The organism is Couchioplanes azureus, from assembly GCF_014648355.1.
Classification (GTDB): Bacteria; Actinomycetota; Actinomycetes; order Mycobacteriales; family Micromonosporaceae; genus Actinoplanes; species Actinoplanes azureus.
Window position 1 is genome coordinate 59281 of sequence record NZ_BMQY01000017.1, and the last position, 17534, is coordinate 76814.

At 75.2% G+C, this 17534-nt stretch carries 15 protein-coding genes; 2 read left to right on the forward strand and 13 right to left on the reverse strand.

Annotated elements, in window-relative coordinates; genetic code table 11:
• Positions 1–33 precede the first annotated feature (33 nt).
• The 11 genes from IEY99_RS32865 to IEY99_RS35160 form a co-directional block, all read right to left on the reverse strand.
• Positions 34–2289 (reverse strand): hypothetical protein, encoded by a 2256-nt coding sequence (locus tag IEY99_RS32865; protein WP_308427110.1) that lies wholly within the window; start codon positions 2287–2289, stop codon positions 34–36.
• Between the two features lie 2 nt (positions 2290–2291).
• Positions 2292–3422: a glycosyltransferase family 4 protein gene (locus tag IEY99_RS32870; protein WP_189208011.1), complete on the reverse strand. Its 1131-nt coding sequence runs from the start codon at positions 3420–3422 to the stop codon at positions 2292–2294.
• Positions 3419–4993, reverse strand: a complete 1575-nt coding sequence (murJ, locus tag IEY99_RS32875) for a murein biosynthesis integral membrane protein MurJ (RefSeq protein WP_189208012.1) — start codon at positions 4991–4993, stop codon at positions 3419–3421. The genes IEY99_RS32870 and murJ overlap by 4 nt, the downstream gene beginning before the upstream one ends.
• Positions 4990–5850 (reverse strand): hypothetical protein, encoded by an 861-nt coding sequence (locus IEY99_RS32880; protein WP_189208013.1) that lies wholly within the window; start codon positions 5848–5850, stop codon positions 4990–4992. Before IEY99_RS32880 ends, murJ begins: the two co-directional genes overlap by 4 nt.
• 103 nt (positions 5851–5953) lie before the next feature.
• Complete coding sequence (locus IEY99_RS32885) at positions 5954–6877, reverse strand: copper transporter (RefSeq protein ID WP_189208014.1); 924 nt, start codon at positions 6875–6877, stop codon at positions 5954–5956.
• A 28-nt stretch (positions 6878–6905) separates the two neighbouring features.
• Positions 6906–8084: a putative cytokinetic ring protein SteA gene (steA, locus tag IEY99_RS32890; protein ID WP_189208015.1), complete on the reverse strand. Its 1179-nt coding sequence runs from the start codon at positions 8082–8084 to the stop codon at positions 6906–6908.
• A 74-nt stretch (positions 8085–8158) separates the two neighbouring features.
• Complete coding sequence (recN, locus tag IEY99_RS32895; protein ID WP_189208016.1) at positions 8159–9907, reverse strand: DNA repair protein RecN; 1749 nt, start codon at positions 9905–9907, stop codon at positions 8159–8161.
• 52 nt (positions 9908–9959) lie between these two features.
• On the reverse strand, positions 9960–10847 hold the full coding sequence (locus tag IEY99_RS32900) for an NAD kinase (protein WP_189208017.1): 888 nt from the start codon (positions 10845–10847) through the stop codon (positions 9960–9962).
• The gene (locus IEY99_RS32905; RefSeq protein ID WP_189208018.1) at positions 10844–11704 is read right to left on the reverse strand and encodes a TlyA family RNA methyltransferase; all 861 of its coding nucleotides are present in this window, start codon (positions 11702–11704) and stop codon (positions 10844–10846) included. Before IEY99_RS32905 ends, IEY99_RS32900 begins: the two co-directional genes overlap by 4 nt.
• Before the next feature lie 28 nt (positions 11705–11732).
• Positions 11733–12032, reverse strand: a complete 300-nt coding sequence (locus IEY99_RS32910; protein ID WP_189208036.1) for a hypothetical protein — start codon at positions 12030–12032, stop codon at positions 11733–11735.
• The gene (locus IEY99_RS35160; protein WP_229799481.1) at positions 12029–13009 is read right to left on the reverse strand and encodes a phasin family protein; all 981 of its coding nucleotides are present in this window, start codon (positions 13007–13009) and stop codon (positions 12029–12031) included. The genes IEY99_RS32910 and IEY99_RS35160 overlap by 4 nt, the downstream gene beginning before the upstream one ends.
• Positions 13010–13125: 116 nt before the next feature.
• Between IEY99_RS35160 and IEY99_RS32920 the strand changes: the two genes are divergently transcribed.
• Positions 13126–13461 (forward strand): SCP2 sterol-binding domain-containing protein, encoded by a 336-nt coding sequence (locus IEY99_RS32920; protein WP_189208019.1) that lies wholly within the window; start codon positions 13126–13128, stop codon positions 13459–13461.
• A gap of 220 nt (positions 13462–13681) precedes the next feature.
• Here the strand turns inward: IEY99_RS32920 and IEY99_RS32925 are convergent, their stop codons facing one another.
• Together IEY99_RS32925 and IEY99_RS32930 are read right to left on the reverse strand one after the other, a co-directional pair.
• Entirely contained in the window at positions 13682–14665 is a 984-nt protein-coding gene (locus IEY99_RS32925; RefSeq protein WP_189208020.1) for an HAD-IIA family hydrolase, read from the reverse strand.
• Entirely contained in the window at positions 14662–15654 is a 993-nt protein-coding gene (locus IEY99_RS32930; protein ID WP_444542448.1) for a tetratricopeptide repeat protein, read from the reverse strand. Before IEY99_RS32930 ends, IEY99_RS32925 begins: the two co-directional genes overlap by 4 nt.
• On the opposite strand from IEY99_RS32930, the gene IEY99_RS32935 reads away from it, so the two are divergent.
• Positions 15598–17415: a hypothetical protein gene (locus IEY99_RS32935; RefSeq protein ID WP_189208021.1), complete on the forward strand. Its 1818-nt coding sequence runs from the start codon at positions 15598–15600 to the stop codon at positions 17413–17415. The two genes, IEY99_RS32930 and IEY99_RS32935, sit on opposite strands and share 57 nt — an antisense overlap.
• Positions 17416–17534 lie beyond the last annotated feature (119 nt).

Here is a 17534-nt window from a genome sequence, read left to right on the forward strand (position 1 = left end):
ACGCACGCACGTTCGGGCTGCTCGGCGCGCGTGTCAGCGTACGGTCGCTCCCTCGCTTCCGGATTTGTCCGACCGCTCGCGGCGCAGCGACAGCCCCGGTCCACCCGGCCCGTCCGTCTCACCTTCCGGACGGGTGCGGTCGGCGGCGTGCGCCAGCACCCGCAGTGTGGTGAGGACGAACAGCGGGACGGCGATCGCGGCCGCCGCCCCGGCGACTGCGAAGGCCGCTCCCCCCAGGATCCCGGCGAGCACGACCGTGACCGTGGTGCCGGCCAGCGCGGCCCGCAGCGCCGGGTGCAGGCCGAAGACGCGGTTGAGCCCGCCCCACGGCGAGAACTGGCTGAAGGCCAGCATGAGGGCCCCGACCAGGGCGAGGATCGTCAGCGAGCTGTCCAGGGCGTGGCCGCTGGAGGTCGCCGCGCGCTGGATGGCCGGGCCGGCCGTGCCGTCCAGCAGGGCGGTCAGGAACCGCCCGACGCTGCCCTGCTCCAGGGGTGGGCGGCGCAGGTCGAGCACGGCGAAGCCGATGGTGACGGCCAGCCCGGCCACGGTCGCCCAGGCGATGCGCGGGAAGGTGAGCCAGCCGCCGGTGCTGATCGCGGCCGCCACGCAGACCCCGGCGGTCACGGCGATCGCCCCGGTGGGGTCCGCGCCCAGGTACGGGCTGCCCACCATGATCACGCTGAAGCCGCCGACGAGCACCACGATCACGGGACGCCAGGGCCGGCGTACCCACTGGGCGGCGCAGCCGGCGACGACCAGCGCGCCCGCCACGAACACGCCGAGCCCGACGCTGCCGAGCCCGGCGTAGCGGGCGCCCTCGATGGCCGAATAGCCGGCCACGCCGTTGAGCTGCAGATGCGCGCCGGTCAGCAGGTCCACGCCGACCACCAGGACGGCGGCCGCCGCGACCAGGCCCATCGGCCACAGCGTGCGCGCGAACCGCGGCACGAAGCGTACGGCGGCCGTGCCGACCGCCGTCAGCGCGAGGGCGAGCAACGCGAACGCGATGCCCGGCCGCCCGGCCCGCCACCAGGGGAAGGCGTCCGCCAGCAGCGCCGCGGGGATCGCCAGCGCGGCCGCGATGAGCAGCACCTCCACCCCCTGCATCAAGATCCGCGGTGGCGACGCCGGTCCGGTCGGGCCGGCATGCCGCCGGGCCCGCATCATCAACGGCACCACGAGCAGGAAGATCGCCATCTGTACGGCGGCCAGCCCGGTGAAGAACGTGTCGGTGATGCCCAGCTGGACGCCGGCCCGCCGGTTCGCGTCGTGCGGGCCGAGCATCGAGTCGTCCGGCGACGCCGGGCGCCCCTTCACGATGCTGGCGGTACGCCCGTTGAACAGCTTCTCCGGCGCCGACTTCCCGAGCGCGGTGAGGATCGTCGGTGCCAGGTCGACCAGTTGCAGGTAGCCGTCGCGGCCGGTGCCGGCGGAGGTCAGCCAGCCGCCCTGCCAGCCGGGACCCTCGGCGATGGCCACGTGCAGCCGCGAGTAGGTGTCGGTGTCCGAGACGCCCGCGATCACCATGAGCGAGCGCGCCGGGCGGGCCGCCACGACGCGGGCCAGGGCGGCGTCGGCCGCGGCCACCCGCTGCTGGCGGGCCGCGCCGGAACCGCTGATCGTGCCCAGGTCGACCAGGCTCAGCACGCACTGCGTGAACAGGCTCCGCGGATCCTCCGGCAGCGCCGGGACGTAGCGGTCGACGCGGCCGAAGGGGCGGGCGGCGGCGACGGCGGCGCCGGGCCCGACGGCGACGGTGCAGCGCACCGACTCGGCGAGCGCCCCGGGCACCGCACCGTACGGCTGGCGGTCGGCGTTGGCCCGGACCACCCCGCCGAGTTCGGGCAGGCTGGCGCCGATGCCGTCGGGCTGTTCCAGGGCCGGGGCCAGCGTCGGGCACTGGCCGGCGACGCGCCCCGCGTTCCAGACCGCGTAGTTGCCCGCGCCCAGGGTCAGCCAGCCGTCGGCGGGGCAGGTGGCGTGGTGCGCCGAGCGTACGGAGAGCCAGCCGACGGAGCCCCGGGTCGCCTCCTGCCACAGGGTCGGCGTCCGCCGCGGGTCGAGGTCGTCCCAGCGCAGCCCGGCCGCCCCGGCGACGATCACGAAGTCGGCGCTGTCCCCCGCCACCCCGGTGGGCGGGCGCACGGCCAGCCCGGCGAGGCTCGCCGCCGCGGTCAGCACCACCAGCAGGTACGGCACCCAGGCCCGCCCGCGCCGCGAGCGCGAGGGCGGCGCGGAGTCCGGCCGGCGACCACGGCGCACCGCGGCCAGCAGGCGGCGCGGCACCGTCACCCCTGGCCCGCCGGAACCTGGGTGACCGAGGCGTACGCCCGCAGCACGTCGAGGACGGTGTCCTGCTCCGTCGGCCAGCGGGCGGCCTGCCGGGGGCCGCGCGCGGCATAGTCGGCACGCCGCGCCGGATCGGCGATCATCTCCCGCACGGCCCGGTCGAGCGCGTCCACATCGCCGGGCGGTACCAGCACGGCGGCGTCGCCCACCAGGCCGGGCAGGCCGCCCACCGCGGTGGTGATCAGCGGCACGCCCGCCCGCAGCGCCTCCTGGGCGAACAGCTGCCGGGCCTCCCAGTCGCTGGTGACCACGGCGAGGTCGGCGCCGGCGAGCAGGTCGGGCACGTCGGTGCGGTGCCCGAGCAGGTGGACCCGGGCGCGCAGCTCGGAGGCCCGCTGGGCCAGCATCATGTAGCTGGGACCGCTGCCCGCGACGACGGTCAGCGGCGCGGGAGTGAGCTCACGCCACCGGGCGGCGGCCTCCACCAGGACGTCGTAGCGCTTCTGCGGGTGCAGCCGTCCCACGGAGAGGATCAGCGGCACGTCGGGGGCGACGCGGAACTCGGCGCGGACCGCGGCGCGGCTGCGCCTGGGCGTGCCGCCGGCCGGTGCGGCGACCGCGCCGAGCCGGGCGTTGCGCGCCCCGAGCGACTCCGCCCGGGCGACGAGGTCCTCCGACGCGCCCAGGGTCAGTGCGGCGGACCGGGCCACGATCCGCTCGACCAGGGCGGAGGCGCTGCCCCGCAGCCCCCGGGCCAGGACGGCGTTGTGCCAGGTCACGATCAGCGGCGCCGCCGGGCGGGCGAGGGCGGCGACGAACGCGGCGCGCAGGCCGTGCGCGTGCACCACGCCGAGCTCGCGCCCGGTCAGCGCCCGGCGCAGCGCGCGGATCGCGCCCGAGTCCTGCGGGCCCGGGTTCGCCGAGATCTCGACCGGGGCGAACTCGGCCCCGGCCGCGGAGAAGCCGAACAGCTCGTCGGTGGCGGCGGGACCGCAGACCAGCACCCCGCAGCCGGCCGCCAGCAGCCCGCGCGCGAGCGAGGAGACGTGCTGGCCGACCCCGCCGGTGCTGGAGGCCAGCACCAGCGCGACCGGGCCCTGCCACGGTGCCGCCTGCGCCGCGTCCGTCACGTGCGATCCCTCCCGGTGAACCTCGAGACCAGCGATCGGAGGTCGCGGCGGTCGAGCGGATAGACCACCGCGGCGAACACGACCGCGACCACGACCCCGCCCAGCATGCCCTGCAGGATGCTGCCCCACACTCCCGGGGTGCCGCCGGTGGCCTGGCGCACGCCCTCGGCGGCGCCCCACCCGGCGAGGCCTGCCGCGACCGCCGCCACGATACCCACCGCGCACGCGCGCATCAGTCCGGAAAGCGCCTGCGGGCCGGCGTGGCGGCGGACGCCCAGCACCAGCAGCAGTCCGATCACGGACATGCCGAGGGCACTGGCGGCGCCGAGCCCGGCGACCTGGTGCCGCTCGTCGAGCCGCGCGCTGAGCACGATCGCGGCGAGCGTGGCGATCCCCCATCCGGCGGCGGTCGCGACCGCGGCGGCGACCGTCGCGCCGCGGGCGTACAGGGCGCGGGAGAGCAACGCGAAGAGGGCGTAGCCGAGCAGGCCGGGAGCGAGCGCGACGATGCCCGGCGCGGCGGCGGACGCGTTGATCAGGCGAGCCGCCGGCCAGGCCACGGCACCGAGCGCGGCCGCACCCAGGCAGGCCAGCAGTACCACCGAGCGGGCGGTGCGGGCCAGCGAGCCGGCGTACCCGGCCTCGTCACCGCGCGAGGCGGCCGCGGCGAGGCCCGGGTACACCGCGGTCGCCAGTGGGACGGCGAGCACCGCCCAGGGCAGCAGGAACACGGTCTGGGCGGCGTTGAACACGGTCAGCGGGCCGTGGACGGCGAGGACGGTGACGGTCAGCACCATGATCTGCTGTGCCCCGACGGTGACCGCGCCGGCCCAGCCCAGCTTCAGCGCCAGACGCCCCTCGTCGCCCGGGAAGCGCCACACGGGCCGCCAGTGCAGCCGCAGCCTGCGCAGCGGAACGAGCAGGCACAGCGCCAGCACCACCACGCCCAGGGTCGTGCCGATCGCCAGGATCAGTTCCCCGGAGCGGCTCAGCCCGGCGAAGTCGCTGCGGGCGCCGTCGACGACGGCATAGCTCAGGTACGCGCCCATCACCGTGACGCTCGACAGCAACGGGGCGATCACCGGCCACGCGAAGCGGTGGTGGGCCTGGAGCACGCCGGTGAGCACGATGCCGACGCCGTAGAGCGGAAGCTGCGGCGCGAAGATCCGCAGCATCCGCGCGGCCACCGCCTGGCCCTCGGCCGGGACGTCGAACAGCCCCGCGATCGGGCCGGCGAGCACCGCGACCAGGGCCGCGAGCGGCACCATCAGCAGCAGGACCCGGGTGAGCAGCGCCGAGGCGACCGCACCGACCCGCTCCCGGTCGCCGGCCTCGACCGCCCCGGCGATCAACGGCACCACGAGGCTGGCCAGGGCGCCGCCCGCGACGAGCTCGAAGACGATGTTGGGGACGGTGTTGGCGGCGGTGTAGACGTTGGCGAGCCCGTTCTTGCCGACCGTCTGCAGGAAGACGACGGTACGGCCGAAGCCGGCGATCCGGGCGAGGACCGTCAGGACCGCGATGACGGTGGCGGCGCCCGCCACCCCCGCGCGGACGCGGGCCGAGGTCACGGAGTCCGGCGGCCGAGCGCGTCGAACTCGCGCAACCCCGGCGTGTCCTGGATGACCCGCGTGAAGCTCACCTTCTCGCTGGCCGCGGTCAGCCCGGCGAGCACGGCGAGCGCCAGCGCCCGGCCGGTGGGGCCGCTGCGGGCGGCCAGGGCGACGCCGAGCAGGGCGCCGAGGGCGTTGGCGCCCGCGTCGCCGAGCATGACCTCCTCGCCGAGGTCGGCCGGCAGCAGCGCCGCGCTCGCGCCCAGCGTGCCGGCCGTCAGCGCACCGCCACGGCCGGCGACGAGCGGCGTGCCGAGCACGGTGGCGGCCTTGATGGCCCGACCGGGACGCAGGTCGAGCAGGTTGAGCAGGTTCGCCGTACCGGCGACGACCCCGGCGCCCAGCAGCACGTCGGCCGTGCGGCGCACCGCCCCGGACCGCTGCCGGGCCGGGTGGGCGCGTACGCCGGGGTCGCGGGCCAGCAGGGCGGCGGCGGCCAGTCCGGCCGTACCCACGCCCACGATCTTCACGAGGCCGCTGGTGACCCGGCCCTCGCGCAGGGCGCCGAGGTGGCCGCGGAAGCCCTTGGCGGACTTCTGCTCCGGGCGGTTGCCCACGACGTCGTCGTAGAAGCCGACCGCACCGCCGGTCAGGCCGGCGGTGATCGCGGCCGCTGCCGCGGCGGCGCTCGGCGCTCCGGCGGCGGCGCCCAGCGTGGCGCCGGCCGCCAGCGCGGGCCCGCCGGCCAGCGAGACCGTGCGGCCGTGGAAGTTGGTGCGGTCCAGCTCGCCGGAGCGCGGATCGCGGCGGATCCAGGCCAGCGCGGCCCGGGCGGCGAGCGCACCGAGGCCGGACGACGTCATCCTGCTGGCCATGCGTCTGCTCTCCTGACTCGCGGGGCCGCTCCCACGGCGGCCGACCGCCGAGTCTAGGACTTGCCCGCCCGGGACCGGCCCGCGACTCGGCGGGCGAGGCGGGTCAGCTCGCGGCTTTGGGGACCCGGGAGGCCGCGTCCAGGCCGTACTGGCCGACCTTGCCGGCCGCGAGCCGCTCGACCACGGTGAGGGCGGTCGCCAGCTGCCCTTGGGCGGTGCTCGCGTTGTCCACCGTGGAGACCTTGGTGACCAGCGTCGGGTCGTTGCGCACCTCGGCGACGAGATTGCCTTCCCCGATGCGGTTGCCCGCCACCACCACGGGCCGGTTCTCGACGAACTGGGTGGTCACGGTCACCGCGTTCTGGTTCTTCTTGCCCGCTTCCCGGTCGACGGGCGGCAGGCCGGAGACCACCACGGTCGCCTCGGCGCCCGGCACCATCTCCTCGGACACCCCGAGATAACCCAGCGTCGTGTACGCCGACAGCACCGCGGTCAGATCCTGCTCGGCGACGGGGTCGGTCTTCACCAGGAGCGCGCGGGCGAGCAGGGCGCTCGCGGTCTCCACGGCATTGAGGTTGAGCGGCAGACCGTCGATGGGCACGGTCGGACGGGACGCCTTCTCGGTCAGTTCCAGCAGCTCGACGTTGTTCGCCGGGTCGAGGAACTTGTCCTGCACCGTCACCTGGCCGGTGATGGTGGCGCCGGCGATCTTCAGCATCGAGGTCACGCCCTCGGCGTGGTCCTTGCCGCTGGGCAGCACCACGACGAGGATCTTGCGCCCGGCGAGCTTGCCGGCGAGCAGCGCCGGGGCCACCTCGGCGGCGAACTCCTCGCTGCGGTTGAGCTCCTCGCGATACTGGTTGGCCTGCGCGCGGTAGTTGCTGTTGTCCTTGCTCAGCGCGTCGACGCGGTCCTTGAGGAGGTCGGCCGCCGGCCCGTTGAGCGCGGCGGTGCCCACCACCAGCCCGATGGCGAGCGCGAGGAAGACCGCGGTGAGCGACACCACGTGGTACCGGAAATTGATCACGCCAAAGCCTCTTGGTCCGTATCGCCGATCAGAAGAGCTGGGTTAACCGGAAGACCAGATTGTTCCACCACTCGGACATCACGGACAGGTAGGCCTTCCCCACGGTCGACACCGCCACCGCCGAGGTCAGGGCCGCTATCGCGGAGAGCACCAGGAGCAACAGCGACGAACCGGAGATGTTCTGCTTGTAGAGGCGGCTGACCCCCTTGGCGTCGACCAGCTTGCCGCCGACCTTGAGCCGGGTCAAGAACGTCGAGGCCATGCCCCCGCGTCCCTTGTCGAGGAACTCGACCAGGTTGGCGTGGGTGCCGACGGCGACGATCAGCGAGGCGCCCTTCTCGTCGGCGAGCAGCATGGCGAGGTCCTCGCTGGTGGCCGCCGCGGGGAAGGTGGTGGCCGCCACGCCGAGCCCGTGCACCCGGGACAGCCCGGGCGCCCGCCCGTCCGGGTAGGCGTGCACGATGACCTCGGCGCCGCAGCGCAGCGCGTCGTCGGTGACCGAGTCCATGTCACCGATGATCATGTCGGGGGTGTAACCGGACTCGAGCAGCGCGTCGGCGCCGCCGTCCACCCCGATCAGCACCGGCTTGACCTCCCGGATGTACGGGCGCAGCACGTCGAGGTCGGCCTTGTAGTCGTAGCCGCGCACGACGATGAGCACGTGCCGCCCGGCGATGCTGGTCTCGACGTCGGGCACGCCCACGCCGTCGAGCAGCAGGTCGCGCTCCTGCTTGAGGTAGTCCATGGTGTTCGCGGCGAACGCCTCGAGCTGCACCGACAGCCCCTCGCGGGCGTCGGCCATCGCCTTGGCGACACTCTCGGCGTCCTGGCGCAGGCCGGAGCCCACCGGCTCGCCGTTCAGCAGCACCGTGTCGTTGTCGAGGCTGACCACGTCACCCTCGCTGATCCGGTCGAAGATCTCCTCGCCGAGGTTGTCGATGAGCACGATCCCGGCCTGGATCAGCACCTCCGGGCCCAGGTTGGGATAGCGCCCGGAGATCGACGGCTTGACGTTGAGCACGGCCGCGACGCCGACGGCCACCAGCGAGTCGGCGGCGACCCGGTCGATGTCGACATGGTCGATGACGGCGATGTCGCCAGGACGCAACCGGCCGACCAGACGCTTGGTCCGGCGGTCGAGACGAGCGGTGCCGGCTACAGCCCCGGGTTCGACGCTCCGGGTCCGGCGCAAGGTGGGAAGTCGCATCCCGGCCATCCTGACACGTCAGATCGACCGGCTCGTACGCGACATGCACAAGGTCACCCCGGGAAAGGGGCAAATCACCCGCCGCGCTTCTCCCGCTCCGCCACGGCCAGCAGCTCCTCCGCGTGGGCGATGCCCAGATCCGAATCGGGCAGGCCGGCGAGCATCCTGGCGAGCTCGCGAGCCCGCTCGGTCTCCTCGACGATCCGCACCCCGCTGGTCGTGATCGCGCCGCCGGTGTCCTTGGCGACGACCAGGTGCCGGTCGGCGAACGCGGCGACCTGCGGCAGGTGGGTGACGACCAGCACCTGGTGGGTGCGGGCCAGCCGGGCCAGCCGGCGCCCGATCTCCACGGCCGCCTGGCCCCCCACGCCGGCGTCGACCTCGTCGAAGACCAGCGTCGGCGGGCCGCCCGCCCCGGCGAAGACCACCTCGATCGCCAGCATGACCCGCGACAGCTCGCCGCCGGAGGCGCCCTTCTGCAGCGGCAGCGCCGGCGCACCGGGATGCGCGATCAGGCGCAGCTCGATCTCGTCGGCGCCGTCCGGCCCGACCGCGAGGCCGTCGATGGCCGGCTCGTCGCGCCCGGCGCCGCGCGGCAGCACCGCGATCTCCACCCGGGCGTGCGGCATCGCCAGCCCGGCGAGCTCCACGCTGACCTGGTCGGCGAAGCGCCCGGCGGCGTCGGCCCGCGCGGCGGTCAGCCGGCCGGCGAGCTCGGCGACCTGCGCGGCGAGGCGCGCCCGCTCCTTGTCGAGCTCCTCCAGCAGCTCGTCGGAGGTGTCCAGGGCGGCCAGGCGGGTGCGGGCGTGCTCGGCCCAGGCGATGACCCCGTCGACGTCGTCGGCGTACTTGCGGGTCAGCGCCCGCAGCGCGGCCCGCCGCTCGTAGATCGCCTCCAGCCGCGCCGGGTCGGCGTCGAGCCGGTCGAGATAGGCCGACAGCTCGGCGGAGACGTCGCCGACCAGCGTGGCCGCCTCCTCCACGCGGGCGGCGAGCTCGCTCAGCGCCGGGTCCACCCCGGCCTGCGCCTCCAGCGTGCGCCGGGCGGTGCCGAGCAGCTGCGTCGCGTCCGGCGTCTCGTCGGCCGCCTCCACGCCGCCGGCCAGGGCCTGCGCCGCCAGCGCCGCGGCCGTCCGCAGACCCTCGGCGTGCTCCAGCCGCTGCACCTCGGCGCGCAGCTCGTCGTCCTCGCCCGGCTGCGGGTCCACCCGGCTGATCTCGTCGAGGCCGAGCTTGAGCAGGTCGGCCTCCTGACTGCGCTCCCGGGCGTGCCGCCGGCGGTCGGCGAGGTCGTCGACCACCGCCCGCCACTGCGCGTAACCCTGGCGGTAGCTCTCCAGCAGCTTCTCGTGCTCGGGACCGGCATAGCGGTCGAGGGCGGCACGCTGCTCGGCCGGGCGCAGCAGGCGCAGCTGGTCGGACTGCCCGTGCACCGCGACGACCTGCTCGCCCACCTCGCCCAGCATCGCCACCGGCATGCCGCGCCCGCCGACGTGCGCCCGGGAGCGGCCCTCGATGGTCACCGTGCGGCTCAGCAGCACCGAGCCGTCGTCGTCGACCTCCGCCCCGGCGTCGACGATGCGGGCCTGCACCGCACCGGCCAGCGGCCCCTCGAGGCGCAACCGGCCCTCGACGACCGCGCGGCCCGGATCGGCACGCACCCGCCCGGCGTCGGCCCGGCCGCCGAAGAGCAGGCCCAGCCCGGTCACCACCATCGTCTTGCCCGCGCCGGTCTCGCCGGTGATGGCGTTCATGCCCGTGGTCAGCCGCAGCGTCGTGTCGTCGATGACGCCGAGGCCGGTGATCCGCAGTTCCTCCAGCACAGGGCGAACAGTATCGGTGCCCACCGACAATCGCCCAGTGCGCCCCCGCTCATCAGCGTCGATTACCGCGCCAACCCTCCACCGGCAGGTGGAACTTCGCCACCAGGGTGTCGGTGAACGGGCGCGGCTTGAGCCGGACGAGGCGTACCGGCAGCTGCCCCCGCTCGACCGTGACCTGGGCGCCCGGCGGCAGGTCCCAGGTCCGCCGCCCGTCGCAGCACATCACCGCGAACGACGTGTACGGATCCACGGTGATCACGAAGGTGGAAGTCGGCGCGGTGACGATCGGCTTGCTGAACAAGGCGTGCGCGCTGATCGGTACGAGCAGCAGCGCCTCCACCTCCGGCCACACGACCGGGCCGCCGGCGGAGAACGCGTACGCCGTCGAGCCGGTCGGTGTGGCGCACACGACACCGTCGCAGCCGTAGCGCGACAGCGGGCGCCCGTCGACGTCGACGAGCAGCTCGAGCATCTGCGCGCGCTGCCCCTTCTCGACACTCACCTCGTTGAGCGCCCAGGAGTCGGCGATCAGCCGGCCGTCGTACTCGGCGCGGATGTCGAGGGTGAGCCGTTCGTCCACGGTGTAGTCGCCGTCGACGATGTCGCGCACGGTCTGGTCGATGTTCTGCAGCTCGGCCTCGGCGAGGAAGCCCACCTTGCCGAGGTTGATGCCGAGCAGCGGCGCCTTCGCCGGGCGCGCCAGCTCGGCGGCGCGCAGGAAGGTGCCGTCCCCGCCGAGCGCGAAGACGATCTCCGCGCCCTCGGCCGCGGAGGGGTCGTCGACCGGCGTGACGCCGGGCGGCAGCTCGAGATCGTCCACCTCCTCGGCGATGACCCGCACCTCGAAACCGGCGGCCACGAGGTCCCGGGCGACGGCCTGGGCGTGCTGGGTGCTCTGCCGCCGGCCGGTGTGGGTCACCAGCAGTGCCGAGCGGGTCATGCGTCCTCCAACTCAGGCGGTTCCGGCATCGTCGCCGGCCCGCCGGACGTTACCTCGCCGGTGGGGCCGGCAGCGACCACGGCGTGCACCCGGCCGGCGTCCGCGGGCGGGGCGTCCCGGCGGAACCACACGAAGAACTCGACGTTGCCGCTCGGCCCGGGCAGCGGGCTGGCGGCCACGGAGGCGACTCCGAGTCCCTGCTCGGCGGCCGCCGCGGCCACGTCGAGGACCGCCTCGGCCCGCAGCGCGGGATCGCGCACCACCCCGCCCGCGCCGACCCGGTTCTTGCCGACCTCGAACTGCGGTTTGACCATCAGCGCGAGGTCGCCGTCGGCGGCGGTGCAGGCGCTCAGGGCGGGCAGCACCAGCCGCAGCGAGATGAAGGACAGGTCGGCCACGGTCAGCGCCACCGGGCCGCCGAGCATGTCGGGCGTCAGCGTCCGTACGTTCGTGCGCTCCATGACCGTCACCCGCTCGTCGGTTCGCAGCGGCCAGGCGAGCTGGCCGTACCCGACGTCGACGGCGTACACGTGTGCGGCGCCGGCGCGCAGCAGCACGTCGGTGAACCCGCCGGTGGAGGCGCCGGCGTCGAGGCACCGGCGGCCCCGCACCACCAGAGCGGGGAAGGCCTCGAGCGCCCCGGCCAGCTTGTGGCTGCCCCGGGAGACGTACTCGTCGGCGGGATCCTCGCCGGTGACCACCACCGGGTCCGCAGGGTCGATCATGGTGGCGACCTTGGCCGCCACGCTGCCGCGGACCTGGACCCGCCCGGCCGCGACGAGCGCGGCGGCCTGCTCCCGGGACCGGGCCAGCTTGCGGCGGACGAGCTCGGCGTCGAGACGCGCGCGGCGGGCCATCAGTGCACAACCTTATGGGTACGGCTCATCAGCGGTCGATGCTCGCCAGGGTCTCCTGAAGCACCTGGTGCGCGGCCTCGTACTCGGCGATCTGGTCGGCCGGCGCCAGCGTGGCGGCGTTGGCCAGCGACCGCAGCACCGCGTCGACGGCCGGGTGGCCGGTCGACTCCGAGCCGTCGAGCATCCCCGGGGTCACCTCCACCCGCGGCGGCGGGGCCGCCTGCTGACCCGGCGGCGGCCCGGGCCGGAATCCCCCACCGGGCGGCGGACCCGGCCGGAAGCCGCCGGGCGGCGGGCCGGGTCGCGGGGGCTGGTGCGGATGTGTCACGGCGTGGCCTCCGGCGTCGCGGTGTCGGTGCCGGTCACCTTCTGGGCCGGCGCGCTCTTCGCGGGGGTGGTCTTCACGGGCGTGCTCTTCGCTGGGGTGGTCTTCACGGGCGTGCTCTTCGCCGGGGCGGCCTTGACCGGGGCGGCCTTGGCGGCGGCGCCCTTCGCGGGAGTGGCCTTCGCCCGGGTGCTTCGCGCGGAGGCGGCCTTGGCGCGGGTCGCCTTCGCGGAGGCGGCCTTGGCCGGGGCGTCCTTCGCGGGAAGGGTCTTCGCCGGTCCGCTCTTCGCCGGCGGCAGGACCGTCTCGGCGGCGGCGGCCTTCACCGGGGCGGTCGGTGCGGCGGCGGTTCCGGCGGGCTCGGTGCCGGGTGCGGTGGCCTTGGCGGCCTTGCGCGCCGCCTTCGCGACCTTCGTCGCCTTGGCGGGCACGGCCTTCGCCGGCGCGGCCTTCGCCGGCCCCGTCGTCGCCGGGGTCGCCTTCTTCGCGGCCTTGCGCACCGGAGCGGCCGGACTCGCGGCGGCGGGCATCGCGTTCGGGGTGGCAGGCTTGACCGCCTTCTTCCCGGCCACCTTCGTGACGGGTGCCTTCCGCGCCGGCGGCACCACCGACACCGGGCCGGGCTCGGCGATGGTCAGGTCGGCCGCCGCCTCGTCACCGGCCGCCGCACCGGCGCGGGCGCGCGCCTCCTTGAGCTGCTTCTCCAGGTCGCGGACCCGCGCGGTCAGGTCGGAAACCTCGTCCGCGGTGGCCAGGCCGACCAGCCCGAGCGCCCGGTCCACCTCGTAGCGCACGATGTTGGTCAGCGCCTCGCGGTTGGCCACACCGGTCGCCAGCAGGTCCTCGACCAGGCCCTGCAGCTGTCCCGCCGTGGCGCCGCCCTTGCTCAGCAGCTCGCCGGCAACCTTCTGCGCCTTCTTGCGCGGCGCCTCCGTCAAGCCGAGCGCCATCTCCAGATACGCCCGCCATGCGTCCTGCATGAGCCTCTCCCCTCGCGCTCGTGCCACGATCGTGCTGCTGTCACGCTACCGGGCATACCCGGTCCGCCCGTCGGGTACCGTGCGGAACGACATCGGTGTCGCGGAAGGAGGCCCGAGTGGCCAGCGTGGACGAGTGCCGTGAGGCGTTGCAGCGGCTCGCGGCCCGGCTCGACGCCCACGCCGAGACCCGCGGCAAGCTCGACCTCGACCGCACCCTCGCCTGCCGGGTCCCGGATCTCCAGACGGCCTTCCATGCCCGGCTCACCGGTGGCCGCCTGGTCGACATCGCCGACGGCGACGACCCCAAGGCCAAGATCGCCCTGACCGCGGCGAGCGACGACCTGGTCGCGCTGGTGACCGGCAAGCTGGACGTCACCCGGGCGATCGCCTCCCGGCAGGTGCAGGTCAAGGCCAACCCGTTCGACCTGCTCAAGCTCCGCAAGCTCCTCTAGGCGACGGCGGCCATCCCGCTGGGCCGACCTCGGTGGACCGACTTTGGTGGGCCGGCCTCGGTCAACCGACCTTGGTGGGCCGACTTTGGCCGGCCGACTTTGGTGGGCCGGCCTCGGTCAACCGACTTTGGTGGGCCGGCCTCGGTCAACCGACCTTGGTGGGCTGACTTTGGCCGGCCGACTTTGGTGGGCCGGCCTCGGTCGGCCGGCCGGCCGGCGGTCAGCCCAGCCACTCCTTGAGCAGTTCGCCCGCGCGGTCCGATCCGGCCCGCGGCTCGCCGCCGTCCCACACGCATCCGGCCACCAGCCGCAGCGCGTCCACCGGCGACCCTTCGCCCTCCAGCCGCCCGTCCGCCAGCCGCCAGCCGCCGGCCTCGCCCCCGCCGGCGGGGATGCGGGCGGCCTCCGCCGCACCGAACAACCCGGACAGGTCGGCGCACACGTACGTCGGCCGGCGCGACGCGGGCGCGGCGATCAGATCGGCCGGCCCGCTCACCCCGGTGAGCACGAGGACGCAGTCCATCCCGGCGCCGACCGCACCCTCGATGTCGGTGTCGAGCCGGTCGCCGACGACCAGCGGCCGCCGCGCCCCGGCCAGCGACGCCGCGGTGGTGAACAGGGCCGGGGCGGGCTTGCCCACGACCACGTCGGGATCCCGGTTCAGCGCCGTCCGCAGCACCGACACCAGGGAACCGTTGCCGGGCAGCGGGCCACGCGGGCTCGGCAGCGTCCGGTCGGTGTTGGTCGCCATCCACAGCGCGCCGGCGCGGACCGCGAGCGACGCCTCGGCCAGGATCTTCCAGCCGACGTCGGGGCCGTACCCCTGCACGACCGCGGCCGGGGCCTCGTCGGCGCGCTCGACCGGGACGAGCCCGGCCTCGCGCACCTCGGCCCGCAGCGCGTCCGCACCCACGACCAGCACGGGCGCCCCCGCCGGAAGCCGGTCGGCCAGCATGGCCGCGGCGGCGGCGGCCGAGGGCAACACCTCGTCGGCCGCCGCCGGCACACCCATCCCGGTCAGCAGCGCGGCCACGTCGGCCGCCCGCCGCGAGGCGTTGTTCGTCGCGTACGCGACCGGGGTGCCGCCGGCCCGCAACCGCTCGACCGCCTCGGCGGCACCGGAGATCGGCTTGTCGATGAGATAGACGACCCCGTCGAGATCGAAGACGACGAGGTCGTACCCGTCGGCGAGGACTTCGGTCACGCCCGGTCGCCCGTCACCCGCGGCTCGTCACCGAGCTCCTCACCGACCTCACGGATCCCGCCCGAGGACCCGCCGGCACCGTCGACCGGGTCCGCGGCCGGGTCGTCACCGGCCGCGTCCGCGCCTGACGTGGCATCGGCGTCCAGCTCGCCGGACCCAGCAGGTACGTCGTCCTCATCGAGGTCGTCGAGCTCACCGGCCACCTCCCGGCCGCCGTCCCCGTCCTCGTCCTCGCCGCCGTCGCCGTCCTCGTCGTCCCGGTCGTCGGCGTCCTCGACGTCCCGGGCCTCGACGTCGTGGGTCTCGAGGTCGGGGGCCTCGGCGTCGTGGTCCGCGTCCGTGTCGTCGTCCTCGTCGTCCTCGTCACCCTCGATGGTGACGCCGTCGAGCTCCAACAACCGCTCCGCGGCATCGGTCAGGTCGTCCTCGTCGGCGGCCGCGGCCCGCGAGAACCACTCGCGCGCCTCCTCGCGCCGCCCGGCCGCGAGCAGCGCGTCGGCGTACGCATACCGCAGCCGGGCCGCCCACTCGGCGGTGTCGTCCGAGGTCAGCTCCTTGACCTGGAGCATGGCCACGGCGGCGTCGTGCTGACCGAGGTCACCGCGCGCCCCGGCCGCCACGATGAGCAGCTCGATCGCGCCGGCCTTGTCCAGCGCCTCGCGGTCGGCACCCCGGAAGAGATCGATCGCCCGCTCCGGGCGCCCCAGGGCCCGCTCGCAGTCGGCCAGCTCGGCCAGGTGCGTCTGCCGCCCGGTCATCCGATGGTACGTCCGCAGCTCGGCGATGGCGGCCGTCCAGTCCCCCGCGGCGTACGCGGCCAGCCCCACGGCCTCCCGCACCACGGCGATCCGCGAGGCGAGCCGCCGCGCGGCCACCGCGTGCTGCAGCGCCAGCTCGGAATCCTCGTCGATGATCGTCCCGGCGGCGACGAGGTGCCGGGCGACCCGGTCGGCGGTGTCCCGCGACAGGCTCAGCAGTTCGGCACGCACCTCCTTGTCGAGGTCGCTCGCCACGATGTCCTCGGGGATCTCCGGGGCCTGGAACGCCGGCTGCTCATCCCGGCGCAGCTCCTGGGGAGCCCGCTCGTCACGAGGTCCCCGCTCGAAGCGCGGCCCGCGGTCGTCGCGCGCTCCCCGCTCGTCGCGAGGCCCACGGTCATACCGAGGTCCCCGGTCGTCCCGCGGCCCACGGTCACCGCGGAACCCGCGGTCGTCGCGGGGTCCCCGCTCGAAACGCGGCCCGCGGTCGTCGCGCGCTCCCCGATCATCGCGAGGCCCACGGTCGAAGGAGCGCGGCCCGCGGTCGTCGCGCGGTCCACGGTCGTCGCGGCGGAAGCCGCCGTCCCGCGCGCCGCGGTCGCCCTGCGGCCGGTCGCCGTAGGGGCGGTCCCGATCGCTGCGGAAGCCGCCGCTCCGGCCACCCGGCCGGTCTCCACCCCGGAAGCCGCCGCGGTCGTCGCGGAAGCCGCCCCGATCACGGTCACCCCGGAATCCCCCGGAGCCACCGGAGCCACCGGAGCCACCGGAGCCACCGGAGCCACCGGCAAGGCTGCCTCGCGAACCACCCTCGGCCCGGTCACCGCGATACCCGCCGCGGTCGCCCTGGAAGCCACCGCGGTCACGGTCACCGCCGCGGAACCCGCCGCGGTCGCCACCGCCCTGGAAGCCACCACGGTCACGGTCACCACCGCGGAACCCGCCGCGGTCGCCGCCACCCTGGAAGCCACCACGGTCACGGTCACCACCGCGGAACCCACCGCGGTCGCCCTGGAAGCCACCACGGTCACGGTCGCCGCCACGGAACCCGCCGCGGTCGCCCTGGAAGCCTCCGCGGTCACGGTCGCCGCCACGGAACCCGCCACCCTGGTGACCGCCGCGATCGCCGCCACCCTGGTAACCGCCACGGTCACGGTCACCACCGCGGAACCCACCACGGTCGCCACCGCCCTGGTAACCGCCGCGGTCACGGTCACCACCGCGGAACCCGCCGCGGTCGCCGCCACCCTGGTAACCGCCACGGTCACGGTCACCACCGCGGAACCCACCACGGTCGCCGCCACCCTGGTAACCGCCACGGTCACGGTCACCACCGCGGAACCCACCACGGTCGCCGCCACCCTGGAAACCACCACGGTCACGGTCGCCGCCACGGAACCCGCCACCCTGGTAACCGCCGCGGTCGCCGCCACCTTGGAAACCGCCACGGTCACGGTCACCACCACGGAACCCACCACGGTCGCCGCCACCCTGGTAACCGCCGCGGTCACGGTCACCACCGCGGAACCCACCACGGTCGCCACCGCCCTGGTAACCGCCGCGGTCGGGGCCGCGGAAGCCGCCGCGGTCGCCGTCGCGGTTGCGGTCGCCGCCTCGGAAGCCGCCCCGGTCACCGTCGCGGCCGCCCTGGTATCCACCGCGGCCACCCTGGTAGCCGCCGCGGTCGCTCTGGTAGCCGCCACGGTCGCGGTTGCCGCCGTCGCGGCGGGGGGCGCCCCGGTCTCCCCGGTCACCGCGGGGGTAGCCGTCGGAGCCACCGTCGCGATCCCGGCGTGGCCGGCCCTCGTCGTCGCGGTTGCCGCCGTCCTGCGGTCCTGGGTTCACGGGTCAAATCCTTCCGAGTTCGGCAGTGCCGCCCCAGTGTGGGCGGCTGCCGGAGCACTTCACATACAGGGGCACAACGGTACAAGTCGATCGGCACGGGACTCCAGCGCGCATCGACTCGTCGCGGGAGCGTCCGTACCACGCTACTAGGCACCGGACGCACAAAAGCAGTCGAGGGCCAACCCCCGCAGGGGAAGGCCCTCGACTGTACGTTGAGTCCGGCGGCGTCCTACTCTCCCACACCCTCCCGAGTGCAGTACCATCGGCGC